This is a genomic window from Mycolicibacterium iranicum, from assembly GCF_002101705.1.
Taxonomy (GTDB): domain Bacteria; phylum Actinomycetota; class Actinomycetes; order Mycobacteriales; family Mycobacteriaceae; genus Mycobacterium; species Mycobacterium iranicum.
Genome location: NZ_LQPC01000026.1, coordinates 1 through 19,393, shown reverse-complemented (window position 1 = coordinate 19,393; position 19,393 = coordinate 1). Strand labels below are relative to the sequence as shown.

Below are 19,393 nucleotides of genomic sequence, written 5' to 3'. Positions count from 1 at the left end.
ACGGGAAACCGGGGTCAGGCCTGTGCCATCGCCTCGTGCTTGACGACTTCGGCTGCAGCGCGCTCGCCGGAGCGCACCGCGCCGTCGATGAAGCCGTACATGCGGGCGGAAGATTCCGTTCCGGCCCAATGGATTCTTCCGCATGGCGCACGCAGTGCGGGGCCGAACTCGGTCAGCACACCGGGCGGCATGTGCGAGATCATCCCGCCGCCGGAATAGCGCTCGACGGTCCAGTTCTGTTCGAGGTAATCGACCGGAGTGAGAGCCTTCCCCCCGAACCGCTCCGCAACCGCGGACAGCACCGCTTGACGGCGATCGGCCTCGGTCAACTTGCACAGGTGGCGAGCTTCCGGCCCTTCGGTGATCACCGTCAGGATCCCGGGTGTGCCGGTGTTGGTGCACGAGTCGATCGTCAGGTTGGCGAGCGTTCGCGGGCCGAACGACTGACCCGACAATCCGTCGGCGCGCCAGAACGGCACGTCGTAGATCACGGCGATCTTGAACACTGCCCCGCTCGGCATCCGCTGGTGCAGGAGTTCGCGATCCACCGGCAACTGGGGCTCGAAAAGGATCTGTGACGCAATGCAAATGGGCACGGTGACGATGGCGCGGCGTGCGCGCACCGTCATGCTTTCGGATCGGACCGTGACGCCGTGGTCGTCTTGGATGATGCTGCGTACCGGCTGATTCAGTTGGACGATGTAACCGAGCTCGGCAGTCACCGCCGCGTGGATCGCGCCCATGCCCCCGACCGGACGAGCGTCCTCAGCGGCGTCCTTCACGCCGAGGACGAAGCTCGGCCCGCCCGCGGCGGCCATCTGGTAGAGACAGAACAGCAGCGACAGTTCCGACGCCGCCGACGTGTAGAGACCCGCCACCGACGACTCGAGGAGTGACCGAGCCGGCTTCGACAATGTGTTGCTCTCCAACCACTTCGACCACGTCAGGGCGTCCCACTTGCCTGCTTTCGGCGCTGTCCACCGCGCTTCTACCGGAATCGCTTTGCACATCTGCGTCAGTTCCAGGAACACCACGCCGAGGTTCGCGACCGCGAACGGGCTCAACGACAGCGGGATCGTGCCCCGGTACTTGTATCTCTTGCCGTCGATGAACATCATCGCGTCGCCGTCGACGTACTGTTTGTACTCGGGAACGCCGAACTCCGTCATCAGCGCGTAGATGCGGTCCTGACCCGGCCCGATCCACGCCCCGCCACGGTCGATCCACGACCCGTCGTCACGGTAGATCGTGAAGGTGCGGCCGCCCACCCGATCACGGGCTTCCAACAGCGCCACCGAATGGCCCGCTTGTTTCAGTCGCAGCGCAGCGGTCAGTCCCGCGAAGCCCGCACCCACCACGCGGAAGTCCACATCGACCATGACGTGCTGCCCGCAAGTTCAGCGCGGGGCCGGTGTGGCCGGGCGCACCGCCACCTAGGCTGCCTTCGATTGTTGGGGGAGTCAATACTGAGCGAGGCTAGTGGTTGACGTTGTCAACGAGAGAATGGGAAGCGAAAAGCGGGACCCGGTCGTGTCGACGTGACGCATCGTGACACGGATTGGCAGACAACATCACTCGGCGATCGATGTGCTGCAGGCAAGAGATCGGTCAGTTCTCGCGTCCACCACCGACGAAGGTGGCGACAACCGACCGGCTCTGCCCTCGCGACGAGCGCGCGCTTTTGCACGGCGTACGTCGGTGTGTCGCCGGGCAGACACGCGCGCTCGCGGAGCAGAACCTCAGAGCAGCGTGTCCAGCACGCCCAGCGCGTCGTCCACCTCGGCCTCGGTGGTGGCCCAGGAACACACGAACCGCACCACCGGTTCGCCGAGATCGGGCTGATGCACCAGGTAGTGCTGGGCCAGCTTGCGGTGCACATCCGCATCGAGCTTCACGAAGACCTCGTTGGCTTCCGCGGGAGCGGCCAACTGCAATCCCAGCGACTCCAATCCTTGGCTCAGCCGGCGGGACATCGCGTTGGCGTTGGCGGCGTTCTGGAGCCACAGCCCGTCATCGAACAGCGCCATGAACTGCGCGGCGATGAACCGGTGCTTGCTCGCGAGATGGCCGATCTGCTTCTGCACGAAGTTGATTCCGTCGAAGCGCTCGGGCCGGCGCACAAGGATGGCGTCACCGAACAGCATGCCGTTCTTGGTGCCGCCGACGCTGACGATATCGGCGTCGGCAATGGCATCGAGCGGTGAGACACCCAATGCGGCAATTGCATTCGCGATACGGGCGCCGTCGACATGAACGAGAAGGCCCAAAGCGTGGGCGCGGTCGACGAAGTGCTTGAGAGCTTCGGCCTTCCACACCCGGCCGCTCTCGGTCGACTGGGTGACGGACACGATGCGGGGTTGCGAGTGGTGAACCTCAGTACGGCCGAGGACTCTGCGCTCCAGCTCATCGGGTGAGATCAATCCGTCCACGCTCGGCAATCGCGTGAGCTGCGCGCCGGAGAGTCGTACGGGCCCACCCGCCTCGTCGACCAGGACGTGCGCGACATCGCTGCAGAAAATCTCGTCCCAGGGCCTCGCCGCCGCTGCCAGCGAAATAATGTTGGCCGCAGTGCCGGTGAAGGCGAACAGGACGTCGGCGTCGGGCGTGTCGAAGGCCTGCCTCAGCGCGTCCACCGCTTGTGCGGTGACCTCGTCGCTGCCGTAGGAGGGGGCGGACCCGTCGTTGGCGCGGTGCAGGGCTTCGAGGAGAGTCGGGTGCGCCGGTGCGGCGTTGTCCGAGGCGAATGCGGGAGACGGCACACGACCATTCTGGCACTCTCGCGAGAGTGCACTCAGCGTAGTTTGCAGTGGCGATTGACTACCGTGGTGGCGGTCTCGCGAGATGCTAGGGGTGGGAGGCGAGCCAGGCGAAGAACTCGTCGGCGCTGAGCACCGGCTTGCCGTACTCCAACGCTTTGCGTGCCTTCCCCGACTGCGTGCCCGCCTCCGCCGTGACCAACACATCGCAGCGGGTCTTGGTGACCGTCTTCACCGGCGCCAGCCCCGCGCCGACGGCCAGGAGTTCCATCTCGTCACGGTCCACGATCCGCCCCGACGAATCCTGGGCCGTGCCGGTGAAACAGATCCGTGCGCCTGGTATCAGCACGTCAGCGATCGAATGCGTCGCGACAAGCTCTGCACCGGAGAGGATCTCGACACCCAACAGCTCCTCCGCCGAGCGCAGCCGCGCCAGCACCTCGTCGGTGAGCTGCACCCGCGATGCCGCCGTCCGAAGCTGGTCGGCCACCGACTGCCGAGCTCCCGTCTCCCAGCCGGTGCTCACCGCGGAAGTCGGCGCCTCACCGCCCAGCAGTACCGCACCGACGTCCCGGCTGATCCGCATCAACGCCGACAACCCCGGCAGGTGGTCGGCGACCGGTGTCGGCACCGATGAATCCCGGCTCACCAACAGCCCTGACATCTCGATCGATTCGGGGTCGTCGAACGCTGACGACCCGTCCTCCGATTCACCGGCACGGTGAGCGTCCAGCGCCGCGCGGGCTCGCTCCAGTGCCGTCGCTCCGCGTATCCGTGTGCCGCGCAGTTCGACGCCCAACGGCATCGCCGTCACGTAGCCGAGGCGCTTCAGCTCGAAATCGAGCAGGCCGAGTTGCCCGTCCACCCCGACTCCCACCGGGGTGCAGCCCGCCAGCATCGGGGCGATGACGGCCCACGCCTCCCGCAACGTCGGCGCCAGCAGAACGTCAGAGACGGTGATGCCGAAAGCTGTTCGAGCGTCGGCGAGATCGCGTTGCGGATTGATCAGGGTGGTCACCGCGGTGCCGTCGTCGAACGCCACTGCCAACTCGACCGGCCGGGGTCGCGACATGCGCCCCTCGTCGCCGACGGTCAGCATGCCGATCGCGCAATACCGCCGGGCACCCGCGTCGCCCGACGAGGTTCGCAGATAGCGGGCGATGCGCCGATCGGTCTTCAAATCCTTCGGCAGGACAGGCCTTTTCAGAACCAGCCCGGACAGTGACGTGCAGCGGCTCAGCGCCACATACAGCTGGCCCGTGGAGAACATTCCGCCGGTCAGGTCGACCACCACCCGGTCCAGCGTCTGCCCCTGGCTCTTGTGGATCGTGATCGCCCACGCCAACTTGAACGGCAACTGGGTGAACGACCCGACGACCTCGCGGCTCAGCGACGAGCCCGACATCACCGGTCTCGTCACCTCCCACGTGTACGGCGACACGTCAGCGCTGGTGCCGTCGGGAAACTCGACCTCGACGACGGCGCCGTAACGGTCGTAACCCACGCCCGCCACACGGCCGACCGTCCCGTTGACCCAACGGTTGCCCTGATCGTTGTTCAGCATCATCACCTGCGCGCCGACCTTGAACCGCAATGTTTCCTCGACCGGCGCCTCGAACATGGCCAGATCGCCGGATGCCTTCGCGTGGTGCACCATCTCGTCACCGGGCAGTCGCTCGAGCTGCTGGCGGTTGCGCGCTGTGACGAGGCGGTTCGTCGGCGCCAGCGTCAGCCAGAATTCGTCCTCAGGCGGCACGAAGTCTTTGTCGGCGCGGGCGTTCAGTTGCTCCTGAGCATGACCGAGCAGGACGCCTTCACGGATCTCGTTGAGAATAGCCGTCATTCGGTCATCACCGAGCTGACGGAACACCGTCGTCAACGACACCGTCGGAAAGTCGTCGCGGTGAAACGACCGCGCCGAGAAGAAGTACGGCGTCTCGTACGTCGTGGTGAAGTAGCCGGCTTCATCTTCCCGGACCACGGGCGGCAACTGGTAGAGGTCGCCGACGAGCACGATCTGCACGCCGCCGAACGGGGTGCCCGGTTCCGGCCCGAAACGCTCCAGCGCCGCGGCGACCATGTCAAAGACGTCGGCGCGCACCATCGACGCCTCGTCGATGATCAGCGTCTGCAGCGACGCCAGTGTCTTGGTGAACCGGCCGGGGCGATACTCACCGCCGCGCACATCGTCGAGGGTGAGCGTCGACCGGAAGCCGAACATCCGGTGAATGGTGTAGCCGTCGACGTTGAGCGCGGCGATACCGGTCGGTGCCACCACGACCACGTTGCGGTCCGTCTCGGCCATGAAACGGCGGATCAGCGTCGACTTGCCGGTGCCCGCCTTGCCGGTGAGGAAGACGTGCCTGCCTCCGGCCAGCAGAGCCAGCGCCTCACGGAACTCCTCGGTGAGAACAATGCCCGGCATGGCAGCAGGCTACTGCGCCGAAAGTGCACGTGCGGTCGTTGCCCGGCGGAGATCGCAACCCTGCGTGCACTCTCGGCGAGTATTCTCCCTCGTCGGCGGCTGAGTCAGTCCCGGGCGCGCCATCTGCGCCAGCCGCGATGTGCGGCGAACGCGCCGACCACCGCGGTCACGCACCACACCGCGATCGCCGCGGCCAACAGCGGCGCCGAGAACTCGCCGACCGTCGACCCCAACGCGGTGTAGGCGAACGCCTTTGGCGCAGAACCGATGACGGCGCCGACGGCCATCTGCCACAGCGGCACCCCGAACGCGCCGAACGTGTAGGACGCGAGTGCGTCGTTGATCCCCGGGACGAACCGCTGCCCGACCACCGCCCACAGTCCGCCGCGGTCGATCAGGCGGTCGATCCGGTCCGCGCGAGGCTCACCGAGCAGCGCACGGGCGCTGTCACGGCCCGCGCGCCTACCAACCGCCGCCGTGATGACCGCCGAGCCGACCGTCGCACCCAATGTGACGAACGTGCCGAGCACCGGGCCGAAAAGAAATCCGCTACCGGCCGCGAGCAGCGGGCCCGGCACCAGCAACGCCCCGAGAACCGCGGACACCACGACGTATGCCAGCGGGGCGAGGGGGCCGGCCGACTCGATCAGCGCCCGAACGGCGGCGACGTCGATGACCCGCTCGACGGCCGTCAGATAGAACAAGAGTGACAGCAACACCACGAACACCGCGAGGCGCGCGATATGCCGCCGCCGCGACGTCGGAGAAGTGTCTTCGGTACCAACCATGCCAACGCAATCCTGCCGTACCCCGTTAAGTTGGCAACCGTGACTGTGACGGCGACGGATCTCACCGGAACCGAGCGGTCGGTGCTGTTGGTGCTGATGGCCGAATCGCGGCCGGTGCCGAACCCGCAGCTGAGCGATTTGGGTCCTGCGCTGGACAAAGCCGGACGCGACAAGCTCAACCGCCTCGGGCTGATCGAATCCGAACGTGTCGGAAACAGATTCGTCCACGAGCTGACCGACCACGGGTGGCGACTGTGCCGCGATCTCATCGACGCTGGACCGCCGCCACGTTCGACGGGACCGGCAAAGACGCTCTACACCGTGCTCGGCGCGCTGGGGCGCTATCTGGAGCATGCCGACGTCAGCCTGGCCGAGGTCTTCGGCGTCACCCCGGCCACCACCGAGGACAGGATCCGGGCAGCGTACCGACGGCTGGCGACGCGGCCGGGCGGCTGGGTGTCACTGACCGCGTTGCGCGCCGAGCTCACCGATTCCCGTGCCGACGTCGACGCCGCCCTGGTCACGTTGCACCGCACGCCGGGGGTCAGCGTGATCCCGCAGGAGGATCAGAAGGTGCTGACGGCGCAGGATCGGGCTGCGGCCGTGGTCATCGGGGACCGGCCCAAGCATCTGATCGCGATGGAGGCGTGATGGACGCACTGCAACGGGACGCCCTCGCGTCGCTGCGACTGACGTGGGCGCCCACCTCGGACGACCTGTGGCGCCCTCAGGCCGCCACCCACGTGAGGGGGCTCAACGAGCACGCTGTCGACGATGTGATGGCCGCATTCGGCGACGCCCAGCGCGATGCCGAGTCGGCGCCGCTCGGCGTGGTGATCCGCGGCCCCGCCGGGTCGGGCAAGACGCATCTGCTCGGCCAGATCCGGGAACGCGTACAGGCCGACAGCGGATTCTTCTTCGTGGTCGAACTGCTCGACGCCGCCAGCTTCTGGCAGTCGGTGCGCAGCGGCATGCTGGAGAGTCTCGGCAGGCCGGGGGCCCACCGAGAAACCCAGCTCAAGGATCTGCTGTGGGAGCTCGCCTCGCTGGCGCACGTGTCACGCGCCGACCGTCGCGCGATCGTCGGCGATGACGACCTGGACGCCGAAACCCTGTACCGCTTCATCAAGGCGCTCTCGGTTGTCGCGAAAGAGACTGTCTGGCAATGCCATCAGGCGCTGCGCGCACTGGTGCTGCTCGGATCCAACGACTTCATCGCTCACGACATCGGCGAAGGCTTCCTGCAGGGCAGCGAAGAGTTCAGCATCGAAGAGCGCGGGCCGTGGGGATTGCGTGCGGCGCCGGCATCGGCGCAGGAATGCGTGCGCGACATCTCCCGGCTGGTGGCGCTGGCGGGCCCCGCGGTGCTCGCCGTCGACCAGATCGACACGCTGCTCGCGCAATCGCTGGCACAGCCCTCCGGTGACGGTGTGCTCGAACAGGTGGCCCACGGGCTGATGGCGCTGCGGCAGACGACACGCCGCACGGTCCCCGTGGTGGCTTGCCTGCCCGCGGTGTGGGAGCACATCCAGGACCGCGCCGCCGCGAGCGTCGCCGACCGGTTCCGGGTGACCGGCGTGCTGTCGCCGCTGCCCAGTGCCGACGTGGGGCGCGCCATCCTGGAGCGCCGGTTCACCGCGAGCTACACCGCGGTGGGGTTCACCCCGCCTTATCCCACATGGCCTTTGGCGCCCGTGGCGTTCGAGGAGGCGCCGTCGTACACACCGCGACAACTGCTGATCCGCGCCGACACCCACGTCCGCGAGTGCCTCAAGCACGGCGACGTAATCGAGCTCGAACACCTGAACGCGGATGCACAGCCGACCTGGGAATCGTTGTCCACCAACGGCAATGCCCCGTCGTCGGGCGCCCTGGACCGGCGCTTCGCCGAGTACCGGCGTCGTGCGGTGCCCGAGGCCGCGATCGCCCACGACGGCGAAGACACCACGATGCCGGAGCTGTTGTCGGCGGCACTGAAGGCGTGGATCGCCGAATGCGACGGCGAGCAGACGTTTGTCTGCGACCCGCCACCGGGCGCGCAGGTGATGTTGCACGCTCGGTTGCGCGAGACCCTCGACCGGGCGACCGAGGACGAACGACACTGGGCGTTCCGGGCCGTCGCGGCGACCAACGCCAGCGCTGCGCTGAGCCGAGTGCGAAAAGCCATCACCGCAACAGGATTCGGTACAGGTGACGACCGGCGTCAGCTGTTCCTGCTCCGCAACTCGCCGTGGCCGAGCGGCAAGAAAACCGCCGAGGCCATCGACGAGTTCCACGCCGCGGGCGGCCGCACCCTGCCCTTGGCCGAAGACGACATCCGCACCATGACGGCGCTGCGCGACCTGATCAACGACGACGACCCTGAACTGCCGGGCTGGTTGAGGGCCCGCAAGCCGGCACACGGTCTGTCGCTGCTGATCGAGGCGCTCGGCCTGGACGGCGACGCCACCGCTGTCGTGGACGCCGAACCCGAACCCGAGCCGGCTGTGGAGACCCTCGTCGACGATCCGGTCGACATTCCCGAGTCCGAGATCCCGCTCGGTTTCGACCTGCACACCGAAACCCCTGTGACGGTGGACCTTTCGTCATTGCGCAAGCACGTCGCAATCTTCGCCGGGTCGGGATCGGGCAAGACAGTGCTGATCCGCCGTCTCGTCGAGGAGTGCGCGCTGCGCGGCGTGTCGTCGATTGTGCTCGACCCCAACAACGACCTGTCGCGCCTCGGTGCGGCGTGGCCGCAGGCTCCAGTGGGCTGGCGGCGCTCCGACGATGCCCGCGCCGAGAACTACCTGAGCAACACCGAGGTGACGATCTGGACGCCCAGGCGGACCAATGGTCGCCCGCTCGCCTTCCAGCCGTTACCGGACTTCTCCAGCGTCCTCGATGACGTCGACGAGTTCACCGAAGCCGTCGAGTCGGCGTGCTCGGCGCTGGAGCCGCGCGCACTGATCACCGGCAAGAGCCAGAAAGCCACCCGATCCCGCGCCGTGCTTCGAGAAGCGTTGCAGCACTACGGCAGGACACCCGAGCCGTCGCTGGCCGGGTTCGTCCGGTTGCTGGCCGACCTGCCCGACGATGTCAGCAACATGGCGGGCGCGCACACCATCGCGGGTGACCTGTCGCAGAACCTGCGTGCGGCGATGGTCAACGATCCACTCTTCGGCGGGGCAGGTACGCCCGTCGACCCCGGTGTGCTGCTCACCCCGTCCGAAGGCTTCCGGGCCAAGGTATCCGTCATCAGCATGATCGGCCTCGCGTCCGACGAGCAGCGGCAGAGTTTCGTCAACCAGCTGCAGATGGCGCTGTTCGCGTGGATCAAGCGCAACCCGGCGGGGGAGAAGCCCCTCGGTGGCCTGTTGGTGATCGACGAAGCGCAGAACTTCGCTCCGGCAAGGGGTTTCACGCCGTGCACACGAAGCACGCTGGCGCTGTCGTCGCAGGCGCGCAAGTACGGGCTCGGCCTCGTCTTCGCGACCCAGGCGCCTAAGGGGCTCAACCTGAACATCCCCGGTAACGCGGCCACCCAGTTCTACGGGCTGCTCAACGCGCCAGCACAAATTGAGACGGCCCGCGAGATGGCCCGTGCGAAAGGCGGGCTGGTCGACGACATCAGCAGGCTGCGGGCAGGCAACTTCTACGTCGCGACCGAAGGCGAGGCGTTCCACCGTATCGTCGCCCCATGGTGCCTGTCGCACCATCCGCCGAGTCCTCCGTCGGCGGAGGAAGTGCTGTCCATGGCCGCTGGGTAACCGCAGCAAGCGGGCTACCGTGGAAGTCACCCGCGTCAGGAGGAACTGGTCCGTGTCAGAGCATGCGTCGCGTCGTTACGTCATCATTGGGGCCGGAGCGGTCGGCGGCACCGTCGGCGGGGCGCTGGCGCGGTCCGGGGTGGACGTGGTCCTGGTGGCCCGAGGTGAGCACGCGCGAGTCCTGTCCGAGAAGGGGTTGACCCTGCGCACGCCGGACGACACCTACCAAATACCTGTGTCTGCGGCCGGTGCGCCAGAGGAGATCCGGCTCACCGATCGCGATGTGCTGGTGTTCGCCACCAAGACCCACCAACTCGACGCGGCGCTGCAGCAATGGGCCGATCAGCCAGTGCACACCGGGGACAACGTCATTGGTACGGCGGGGGAGCGGCTGCCTGTGCTCACCGCCCTCAACGGTGTGGTTGCCGAGGAGATGGCGTTGCGCTACTTCGCCAGGGTCTTCGGAGTATGCGTGTGGACGCCAGCCGCTTACGTGACCCCCGGCGAGGTGATCGCCAAGTCATGGCCGGTGGCCGCGCAGTTCCACATCGCCCGCTGGCCGGCCGCACTGGGCACCGACGAGGACCGCGTCCTCCTTGCGGACATCGCCGAGGCCTGGACGCCGGCGGGAATCCTGGTGAAGCTGCCTCCCGACGCCGCGCCGTGGAAGTACAACAAGCTGCTCACCAACTTGAGCAATGCCGTTGTCGCGCTGACGGGGTCGGCCCGCGACGGCGAGGTGGCGACCGCGGTCATCCGCGAGGGCGAACAGGTTCTCGCGCAGGCCGGGATCGACTACGTGCCATTCGAGGTGTCCGTCGCCGCGCGCGCCGAGGGGCCGACGGTCCGCCCTGTCGCGGGGACCGGCAGCGTCATTCCGAACTCGACGTGGCAATCGCTGGCGCGCAACAGCGGCAGCGTCGAGACCGATTTCCTCAATGGCGAGATTGCCCGCATCGCGCACAGCTACGGCGGGACAGCGCCGCTCAACGCGACATTGGCGCGGCTGGCCCGCGACGCGGCAAGATACGGGCGCGGGCCGGGTGGTTTCACGGAATCTCAGCTTGCGGAACAGCTCGGGCTCTAGGCTCTTCGGCGCTCTCGCGAGAACGCCACCAGTGTCGCTACGCGAGCGTGGAGACTACCGTGGTGGCGCTTTCGCGAGATGCTAGGCCGCTTCTTCGAGGTCGAGCACGGGGGTGGGGCGGCTGAAGCCGCGGGTGACCACCAGCAGCCACACGAATCCGATGGCGAGCCAGATCAGCCCTATGGTCAGCGCGGTTCCCGACAGGCTGGTCCACAGCCACACCATCAGCAGGAAACCGATCGCGGGTGCGATCAGGTTCAGCACGATGTTGCTGCGATCCTTGAGGTCGATGAAGTAGTGCTTGATCACCGACAGGTTGACCACCGAGAACGCCACCAGCGCACCGAAACTGACCACGGAGGCCAGGATCGCGAGGTCGATCACGATAGCCAGCAGCGAGATGACGCTGACGAAGAGGATGGCATACACCGGGGTGCGGTACTTCACCGAGACATGTCCGAAGACTTTCCTCGGCAGGATTCCGTCCCGGCCCATCGCGAACAGGATGCGGGCCACCGAGGCCTGCGACGTGAGCGCCGACCCGGTGGCGCCCGCGACGTAGGCCGCGGTGAACAGGGCGTTGAGGAAGGTGCCGCCGGCGGCCACCATCACGTCGAGCGAACCGGAGTCGACGTCGGCGAACTCGTTGGACGGGAACACCAGCTGCGAGACGTAGGACAGCAGGATGAAGATGAATCCCGACACGATGGTCGCGATCAGGATCGCCTGCGGCACCGTGCGTCTGGCGTCCTTGGCTTCCTCCGACAGCGTGGACACCGCGTCGAAGCCGAGGAACGACAGGCATAGGATGGCGGCGCCGGCGAGCACCGGGCTCATGCCGGCCGCGGAGCCGTCACCGGCGAACGGCGCAAGGAAGTCGACCGACCCGTAGCCGGCGATCTTCCCGATGGACAGGACAATGAAGACCACGATGAAGACGGCCTGGATTGCGATGATCAGGAAGTTGGCGCGCGCCACGGACACGATGCCGACGATGTTGAGCACCGTGACGATCGCGATGGTGGCGATGACGATGACCCATTCGGGCAGCGCGGGCACCGCGGCGTTGAGATAGAGCCCGATGACGAGATAGTTCAGCATCGGCAGGAACAGATAGTCCAGCATCAGCGACCACCCGGCGAGAAATCCGACCGGGGCGCCGAACGTGCGCTGGGTGTAGGTGTAGGCCGAACCGGCCACTGGAATCGCCGCCGCCATGCGCGCGTACGACAGCGCCGTGAACACCATAGCGATCAACGTGACGATGTAGGCCAAAGGAAGCCGGCCGCCTGAGGTCTCGGTGACGATGCCGTAGGTGGTGAAGACCGTCAGCGGCACCATGTAGACGAGACCGAACAGCACCAGCGACGGTAGGCCCAGTGCTCTCTTGAGACTGCCCTGGTCGGTGTCGGCGATGAATTCCGAAGTCATGTCAGCCTTTCAGTCTCGCGCCTGGTACATCGGCACTCCGCGAAGATACGTCGTCCGAAGGCCCACCGCTGGCAGATCCAGCGGTGAGGTTGTCCGGGGATCGTGCTGCAGCCAGACCATGTCGGCGCTGGACCCGGGCGTCAGGGCGCCCCAAACATGTTCGGCGAAGGCCTGGTTGGCCACCCCTGAGGTGTAGGCGGTCAGAGCCCGCTCGATCGGCAGTACCTCATGCGGTGTCCAGCCTTCCTCGGGCGTACCTTCGCGGGTGCGGCGCGACGTCGCGACCGCGATACCGTCCAGCGGTGCCCCGGAGGACACCGGCCAATCCGATCCGAAGCTCAACGGCGCGCCCGAGGTGTCCAGCGTGTTGATCGGGTACTGGCGATCGGCACGCTCCTGACCCAACCGCGGGATGGTCAGCACCGTCATCAGCGCGTCCAGCTGTGCCCACAGCGGCTGCATGTTCGGGATGACGCCGAGCGCGGCGAAGCGGGCCAAGTCATCGTCGTCGATCAGCTGGCAGTGCGCGATCACCGGGCGACGGTCGCGGGCCGGATTCTGTTTCACCACATACTCGATCGCGTCGAGGGCCTGGCGGACCGCGGCGTCGCCGATGGCGTGGATGTGGATCTGGAAGCCGAGTTCGTCGACGCGGCGCGCGGCCTCAGCCAGCGAGTCACCCTCCCAGTTGCGCATCCCCGTATGCTCGTGCAGACCGGTGCAGTACGGCTGCAGCAGCGCCCCGGTCTCGTTCTCCACCACGCCGTCGGCGAAGAACTTCACCGTCTGCGCGGTCAGCAGCGGGTTGCCCGCCTGCTCGACCTGGCGGCGCTGATCAGCGAATTGCGTTACCTGCGAATCGAAGTGACGCGGATCAGCGTACAGTGCGAGGTTGAACCGCATCCGCAGCGCGTCGCGGCGGGCCGCCTCGACGTACGTCGCGACATCGGCCGGTTCGACCCAGGCGTCCTGCACCCAGGTGACGCCGCGGGCCAGGTAGTAGTCGGCCGCGGTGCCCAGCGCATCAATACGCTGCTGTTCGTCGCGGGGCGGCATCACGTTCATCACCAGATCGACTGCACCCCATTCCCGCAACGTGCCCAGCACGGATCCGTCCTCGCTGTGCGGGATCTCGCCCAAGGCAGGGTCGGGGGTTTCGGGGGTGATCCCGGCACGCTCCAGTGCGGCCGAGTTGCACCACACCGTGTGGTAGTCCCATGCCCGCAGCACCACCGGCCGGTCGGGCACGGCGGCGTCGAGCCAGCGCGCGTCGAACAGACCGCTCTCGGCGAGGCTACCGTCGTAGGAGGCACCGACGATCCACTCTTCGTCGGGGTTCTCGTCGGCGAATTGTTTGACGGCGAGCACGATCTCGTCGACCGTGGTGGCTTGACGCACCGCGGGTCCCACCGCCTCGAGCCCTCCGTAGAGCGGGTGCGCGTGGCCGTCCCCGAACGACGGCATCAGAAAGCCGCCTGCAAGATCGACGGTGTCCGCGTGGTGCCGGCGCGCGTCGTCACCGATCGCGGCGACGACGCCGTCGACGACGAGCAGCGCGTCCGTCTGCTCGCTGCCGGTCCAGATCACGCCGCCAGTGAACAGTGTTGCGCTCACTTGACCACCGCCGTCGCTTCGTGGCCCGCGCCGTAAGGGCGTTGGATGTCAACGGTTTCCGTCAGCGCACCGTAGGTATCTGGGCGGCGGGTCAGCAGGAACGGGAACAGTTCCAACCAGTCCCGGCGCTGATCGAGGTCGAGATCGGCCACCAGCACCGCCTCCTCGTCGCGTGGTGCCTGGACCAGCACACGACCGTACGGGTCGGAGATGAACGACGACCCGTAGAACGTCACGGTGCCTTCGTCGCCCACGCGGTTCGGGACGATCATGAACAGGCCGCTGCTGATGCCGTTGGCGACGATGACCTGCTGCCACAGCGGCCGGGTGTCGAAGTCGGGGAACACGGGTTCGGAGCCGATCGCGGTCGGATACACCACGATCTCCGCACCGCCGAGCGAGTAACTGCGGGCGACCTCGGGGAACCACTCGTCCCAACACGTGGGGAGGCCGATGCGGGCACCGAGGCCCTCGGGCGCGCGCACCGGGTAGGGATTGTCTGCCGGGCCGGCGCGAAAGTAGGTGTCCTCGTAGTATCCCGCCGAGATCGGGATGTGCAGTTTGTGTGTCTTGGCGACCAATTCGCCTGTGGGAGAGACGAGTATCGCGGTGTTGAACCCGAGCCCGTCGGCTCCGGGTGCACGCTCGTACAGGGAGGCGTGCACGAAAATTCCGTGTGCCGTGGCGGCTTCGGCGGCCAGTGCGAAGGTTGGCCCGTCGAGCAGCTCTTCTGCCAGTGCGTCCGCCTGCCCGGCTGCGGGCTGATCGGCGGGGTAGCGCAGCAGCGTGATCTCGGGCAGGAACACCGCCGTCGCACCCTCGTCTGCCGCGTGATCGATTCCGGCGCGCAACACCTTTCGCAGTTCGTCGGCGTCGTCACGCCAGCGGTGCTGGACGAGGCCGACGCGCAGCGGCGGACGGTGCGACGCGGTCGTGCGCGACAACGGGGATGCCGCCGGTGCGGTGAGAACGATCATCCAGCTCCTAAAACGAATGAGGTTCGTTTATTGTGAACCCGGTCACCCGCCAACGCAAGAGGGAGGTGTGAGATGGGCCGACCGCCCAAGCCGATCCTGTCCGTGGACGTCATCGCCGAGGCCGCGCTCGAGCTCGTGCGCACCTCCGGCGGATTCACGATGCCGGGGGTCGCGCGCAAGCTGAAGGTGCAGCCGTCGTCGCTGTACAACCACGTGTCGGGGCGTGACGCCATCGTCGAGCTGCTGCGCGAGCGCGCGATGTCGGAAGTGCACCTTCCCGCCGACGATCCCGACCGGCCGTGGCGCGACGTGGTCGCCGACATCGCGCGGTCGTACCGCTCCAGCTTCGCGCGGTACCCCACGCTGATCCCCCTGCTGACGGAGTACGCGGTCAACAGCCCGCAGGCGTTCAGGATGTACAACGCTCTCGCGATCACGTTGCGGCGCGCGGGTTTCAGCGCCGCGGACACGTTGCGGACGATCACGTTGGTGGACAATTATGTGTTGGGAGCCGCGCTCGACGTCGCCGCACCCGACGAACCGTGGCGATCCGGCACGGAGGTGAGTCCCGAACTGGCCGCCGCGCTGGCCACCGGGGCGCCCAAGCCGGCCCGGGCCGACGACGCGTTCGAATACGGTCTCGCGGTCCTGCTGCGGGGCCTTGAGCCCTGACTCAGAGTTGGACGCCCCGAGTCAGAGCGCCGTCGACGACCAGGTTCGTGCCCGTGATGAAGCTGGCCGCCGAGCTCGACAGGAACACCACCGCGTTGGCCACCTCCTCCGGTGTCGCCATCCGGCCGGTCGGATTCAGCGCGAGCGCAGCGGCGAACAGTTCGGGGTTGTTCTCCTCGATCGACGGCCACACGCCGCCGGCGAAGTAGGTGTTGCCCGGGCTGACGCTGTTGGCGCGCACGCCTTTTCCGGCGAGCTGGTATGCCAGCCCCTGGGTGTAGTGGATGATTGCGGCCTTCATCGTGCCGTAGGGGCCCGCGGCGAAGTCGACCTCGCGACCAGAAACGCTGGAGATCGAGACGATGGACCCGGCGCCGGAGGCGAGCAGAAACGGCAGTGCCGCGTCGACGAGCCCGACCGTGCCCATCAGGTCGACCTCGAACGTGGTGCGCCAGTTCTCGGCAGACTCCGGGATGGCCAGCGCGCTGACATTGGCCACCACACCGTCGAGCCCGCCGAGCGTCTCGGCGCTGGCCTCGACCCAGGCGGCGACGGCGGTGCGGTCGCCCACGTCGACCGCGCTGCCCACTGCGGTGGCCCCGCCAGCGGTCAGCTCCGACTGTGCCTCGGCCACCGCGTCCGGCGTGCGGGCGCAGAAGGCGACCGACGCCCCCTCGGCGAGCAACCCTTCGACGACGGCGCGGCCGATTCCGCGGGTGCCGCCCGTGACGGCGAAGCGTTTACCTGCAAGCCCGAGATCCATGGGGCCATCCTCGTCGTCGAGCGGACGTCGCGCACGCCGTAATGTCATTTCGACCATCGCGCGGCACATGGTCGACCAGGTGGCTAGTAGCTGATGCTGCCCAATGCCTCTGCCGCAGCACGCAATTGTGCATGCACCCCGCCGTAGGCAGGCGCGGGCGGCAGCAGTCGCTTGTCGATCTTGGTGACAGCGCTGTAGTTGGTGTCGACCACGTTGGCGATCGGTGACAGCGAGATCTGCGTGAGCAACTGGTAGGCGTCGAATCGGTCGAGGCCGTACAACTCGCCCAACCAGGTGATCATCTCGACCTGCCCGGCCCGCCACGCCTCCTCCATCGGGCGGCCGGATCCGATGCACATCAGGTGGGTGTCGGTCTCCAACCGCGGCCACGCCGAGTTGCCACCCTTGATCAGATCGACGATCGCGGTGATGTGCATCGCCCCCTCCACGGCGCAGCCGCAGGATTCGCCCTCGCCCTGGCGGTAGTGGCCGTCGCCCAGCGAGAACAGCGCGCCGGGGACGTTCACGCGCAGATAACACGTCGCTCCTGCTGCCATCTCAGGAGTGTCCATGTTGCCGCCGAAGATGTCGGGGACGAGCGCGGTGCGGACCTCGCGACGGTCGGGTGCCACGCCGACGGTGCCCAGCATCGGGTTCGCGGGCAGGGCGACGCTGAAGTCGCTGCCGTGGGCGTTGAACGCCAATGTCTTTGCCGCTGAATCGTATTCGTAGATCCAGGTGCGCTCGGGCAATGGTTCCTGCAGCGTCGGACTGACGGGGACGCTGGTCAGGCCGCCGAAGAACGGGATCAGCGTCGACGCGCCCCAGCTGCGCGCGGGTGTCAGGTCGACCAGATGGACGGCCAGCGTGTCGCCGGGCTCGGCCCCCTCGACGAAGAACGGCCCGGTCTGCGGGTTGAGGTCCCACGTATTCAGCGCCGCGGACGCGACGTCATCGGTGGTGGTGATCCGTCCGCCGTAGGCGTCTTCGGCCCACAGCGTCAGGATCGTCTGGGGCTTGATCCGCAACACAGGCTCCGCGCCGCCGAACGTATACCGGTACTGGTCGGGTGTCGGGATGAAGGTGACGTGATCCATCCCGTCATCCTCGCGCCGCTCGGTGCCGGACGCTCGCGGAATAGCATTCCGGGTTGTGATTTCGGCCGCGACCGCAGCCAGGAATGCTATTCCGCGGGCGCGGGGTAAGCGGCAGGATGGGGTCATGGCTGACGATTCGATGCGCGGTGAGCGCGACTTCAACCAGCAGACGATCGACGAGTTCCGTGCCAACGGCGGCAAGGTGGGCGGTCAATTCGAAGGCTTCCCGCTGCTGCTGTTGCATTCCACCGGCGCCAAGAGCGGCGAAGCGCGGATCAACCCCACCGCGTACTTCGACATCGACGGGCGGCTCTACATCGTCGGCTCGGCAGCGGGCAGAGATCGAGACCCGGCCTGGGCGTTCAACATTCGCGAGAATTCCCGGGCGAGCATCGAGATCGGCACCGAGCCGCCGAAGGCCGTCACCGCGCGGGAACTGCCGCGTGCGGAGCGGGACGAGCTGTACCCGAAGATCGTCGAGCGCGCGCCCGGCTTCGGGGAGTACGAGAAGCGCACCGACCGCGTCATCCCGATTTTCGAGCTCATCAGTGACTGAGGGAATGTGACCCAGCGCGCACCGGTTGGTCAGAGTCATGGCGACGATGACGCTCGACGAGCGCGAGCAGTTCCTGGCCGATGTTCACGTCGGCGTGGTTGCGGTCGAGCGACCGGGCCGAGCCCCGCTCGCGGTGCCGATCTGGTACGGCTATGAGCCCGGCGGTGAGGTGCTGGTGTGGACCCAGGCGGACTCGGTGAAGCATCGGCTGATCCGCGACGCTGGCCGGTTCACCATCACGGTCCAGGATGAGCGGCCGCCGTACCGATACGTCACGGTCGAGGGGGACGTCACGGCGATCGAACAGGCGGATGATGCCGGCGTACGGTCGGTCGCCGTCCGCTGCGTGGGTGAGCGGGAGGGCAACAAGTTCGCCGACGAGTATCCGAGCGCGTCTTCGGTCGTCATCCGGATGCATCCCAAGCGCTGGTTGAGCGCGGACGCGTCGAAGTAGCCGCACGCCGGCCCATTATTTGCGAGGCTGTCAATAGATGCTTCGAGCAAAGGGGCCGACCTATGCATACACGGATTCTGCCGATCCTGGCGACCGGCCTGCTGGTGGTGGCCTGCGGCGGCTCCCAGCCCGAACAACCGGACTCGCCGTCAGCCGCCGAAGAGACGTCGGCCGCCGCTGCCGACAAGGGCAAGGTCGACGCGCCCGAGCAAGCGCCCGAAAAACCAACGGAGGGCGGCGGGTCCATGGTGGCGACCTATCAGGACGCGAGCACCCCGGAGGCGCTGCGGGGCAGGGAGTTGCTGGAGGGCGACGGCGCGCTCGAAGACATGGCCGACGACATCAACCAGACGCTGATCCTGCCCTACGACATCCCGCTGATCGGGGCGCAGTGCGATCAGCCCAACGCGTTCTGGAGCCCGAGCGACAAGACCATCACGATCTGCTACGAGGACACCTCCAACAGCGAACGCATCTTCACCGAGCTACAGGAGCCGGATCCGGCCGCATCGGCGATCAACGCCGAATGGGCGACCTTCTATCACGAGGTCGGCCACATGGCGATCACGATCTACGACCTGCCGATCACCGGACGCGAAGAGGACTCGCCGATCAGTTGGCCGCCTACGTGCTGCTGCAGCCGGACGAGAGCGGCGCGCCCGACGCGGATTCGGTGCAGGCGGTCAAGGACTTCGCGAAAGTGTTCGAGGTGTCCGGCGACGAGGACGGTCCCCTCGGAGAGGGCGACTTCGCCGATGAGCACACCCTCAACGAGGCGCGCAATTACAACCTGCTGTGCTGGATCTACGGATCGAATCCGGACGCCAACGCCGACCTCGTCTCAGCGGGCGAGCTCCCGGACAGCCGGGCCAGCGGATGCCAGGCGGAGTGGCAGCAGCTCGACAACGCGTGGGCGACACTGCTCGACCCGCACTTCAGGTGATCAGCCCGCGGGTGTGGGAGCGGGTGCCGGTGGTGGCGGCACTCCCGGCGGCAGCAGCGGCGGGGGCGGGGGCGGCGGGGG

Annotated in this window: 15 protein-coding genes and 1 pseudogene; 7 read left to right on the top strand and 9 right to left on the bottom strand. The window is 67.3% G+C overall.

Annotated features, from left to right (window positions below; translation table 11 throughout):
• Nucleotides 1-14: 14 nt before the first annotated feature.
• The 4 genes from AWC12_RS07570 to AWC12_RS07555 all read right to left on the bottom strand — a co-directional run bounded on the left by AWC12_RS07570 (nucleotide 15) and on the right by AWC12_RS07555 (nucleotide 5,969).
• The gene (locus AWC12_RS07570) at nucleotides 15-1,379 is read right to left on the bottom strand and encodes a flavin monoamine oxidase family protein (RefSeq protein WP_085173355.1); all 1,365 of its coding nucleotides are present in this window, start codon (nucleotides 1,377-1,379) and stop codon (nucleotides 15-17) included.
• A gap of 360 nt (nucleotides 1,380-1,739) precedes the next feature.
• A complete protein-coding gene (locus AWC12_RS07565) occupies nucleotides 1,740-2,759 on the bottom strand; it encodes a threonine aldolase family protein (RefSeq protein WP_085173353.1) in 1,020 nt (339 codons plus the stop codon).
• Nucleotides 2,760-2,844: 85 nt separating this feature from the next.
• Nucleotides 2,845-5,181: an AAA family ATPase gene (locus tag AWC12_RS07560; protein WP_085173351.1), complete on the bottom strand. Its 2,337-nt coding sequence runs from the start codon at nucleotides 5,179-5,181 to the stop codon at nucleotides 2,845-2,847.
• 104 nt (nucleotides 5,182-5,285) lie between these two features.
• Nucleotides 5,286-5,969, bottom strand: a complete 684-nt coding sequence (locus AWC12_RS07555; protein ID WP_024445015.1) for a TVP38/TMEM64 family protein — start codon at nucleotides 5,967-5,969, stop codon at nucleotides 5,286-5,288.
• A 39-nt stretch (nucleotides 5,970-6,008) separates the two neighbouring features.
• Here AWC12_RS07555 and AWC12_RS07550 point away from each other — a divergent pair, with 39 nt between their 5' ends.
• Genes AWC12_RS07550 through AWC12_RS07540 form a run of 3 tightly spaced genes read left to right on the top strand, consistent with a single transcriptional unit; the run spans nucleotide 6,009 to nucleotide 10,805 of the window.
• Nucleotides 6,009-6,620 (top strand): J domain-containing protein, encoded by a 612-nt coding sequence (locus AWC12_RS07550; protein WP_085173349.1) that lies wholly within the window; start codon nucleotides 6,009-6,011, stop codon nucleotides 6,618-6,620.
• Entirely contained in the window at nucleotides 6,620-9,718 is a 3,099-nt protein-coding gene (locus AWC12_RS07545) for a helicase HerA domain-containing protein (RefSeq protein WP_085173347.1), read from the top strand. The genes AWC12_RS07550 and AWC12_RS07545 overlap by 1 nt, the downstream gene beginning before the upstream one ends.
• A gap of 52 nt (nucleotides 9,719-9,770) precedes the next feature.
• The gene (locus AWC12_RS07540) at nucleotides 9,771-10,805 is read left to right on the top strand and encodes a ketopantoate reductase family protein (RefSeq protein ID WP_085173345.1); all 1,035 of its coding nucleotides are present in this window, start codon (nucleotides 9,771-9,773) and stop codon (nucleotides 10,803-10,805) included.
• Between the two features lie 81 nt (nucleotides 10,806-10,886).
• On the opposite strand, the gene AWC12_RS07535 is transcribed toward AWC12_RS07540, so the two are convergent.
• The 3 genes from AWC12_RS07535 to AWC12_RS07525 are packed head-to-tail and all read right to left on the bottom strand — an operon-like array spanning nucleotide 10,887 to nucleotide 14,827.
• Nucleotides 10,887-12,236 (bottom strand): APC family permease, encoded by a 1,350-nt coding sequence (locus AWC12_RS07535; RefSeq protein ID WP_085173343.1) that lies wholly within the window; start codon nucleotides 12,234-12,236, stop codon nucleotides 10,887-10,889.
• 9 nt (nucleotides 12,237-12,245) lie between these two features.
• Nucleotides 12,246-13,850 carry an amidohydrolase gene (locus AWC12_RS07530; RefSeq protein ID WP_085173341.1) on the bottom strand — a complete coding sequence of 535 codons (1,605 nt, stop codon included), beginning with the start codon at nucleotides 13,848-13,850 and terminating at the stop codon, nucleotides 12,246-12,248.
• Nucleotides 13,847-14,827: a nitrilase-related carbon-nitrogen hydrolase gene (locus AWC12_RS07525; RefSeq protein ID WP_085173339.1), complete on the bottom strand. Its 981-nt coding sequence runs from the start codon at nucleotides 14,825-14,827 to the stop codon at nucleotides 13,847-13,849. Before AWC12_RS07525 ends, AWC12_RS07530 begins: the two co-directional genes overlap by 4 nt.
• Nucleotides 14,828-14,899: 72 nt before the next feature.
• On the opposite strand from AWC12_RS07525, the gene AWC12_RS07520 reads away from it, so the two are divergent.
• Nucleotides 14,900-15,499, top strand: coding sequence for a TetR/AcrR family transcriptional regulator (locus AWC12_RS07520; RefSeq protein WP_024445008.1), 600 nt, complete (start codon nucleotides 14,900-14,902; stop codon nucleotides 15,497-15,499).
• A 1-nt stretch (nucleotide 15,500) separates the two neighbouring features.
• Here the strand turns inward: AWC12_RS07520 and AWC12_RS07515 are convergent, their stop codons facing one another.
• Together AWC12_RS07515 and AWC12_RS07510 are read right to left on the bottom strand one after the other, a co-directional pair.
• A complete protein-coding gene (locus AWC12_RS07515) occupies nucleotides 15,501-16,262 on the bottom strand; it encodes an SDR family NAD(P)-dependent oxidoreductase (RefSeq protein ID WP_024445007.1) in 762 nt (253 codons plus the stop codon).
• An 83-nt stretch (nucleotides 16,263-16,345) separates the two neighbouring features.
• Nucleotides 16,346-17,359 (bottom strand): acetamidase/formamidase family protein, encoded by a 1,014-nt coding sequence (locus AWC12_RS07510; protein ID WP_085173337.1) that lies wholly within the window; start codon nucleotides 17,357-17,359, stop codon nucleotides 16,346-16,348.
• A gap of 124 nt (nucleotides 17,360-17,483) precedes the next feature.
• Between AWC12_RS07510 and AWC12_RS07505 the strand changes: the two genes are divergently transcribed.
• The 3 genes and pseudogenes from AWC12_RS07505 (at nucleotide 17,484) to AWC12_RS31980 (ending at nucleotide 19,312) form a co-directional block, all read left to right on the top strand.
• A complete protein-coding gene (locus tag AWC12_RS07505) occupies nucleotides 17,484-17,915 on the top strand; it encodes a nitroreductase/quinone reductase family protein (protein WP_085173335.1) in 432 nt (143 codons plus the stop codon).
• A 37-nt stretch (nucleotides 17,916-17,952) separates the two neighbouring features.
• Nucleotides 17,953-18,369, top strand: a complete 417-nt coding sequence (locus tag AWC12_RS07500) for a pyridoxamine 5'-phosphate oxidase family protein (RefSeq protein ID WP_207576393.1) — start codon at nucleotides 17,953-17,955, stop codon at nucleotides 18,367-18,369.
• A 62-nt stretch (nucleotides 18,370-18,431) separates the two neighbouring features.
• A pseudogene (locus AWC12_RS31980) lies at nucleotides 18,432-19,312 on the top strand (DUF4344 domain-containing metallopeptidase).
• The last annotated feature ends 81 nt before the right edge of the window (nucleotides 19,313-19,393 follow it).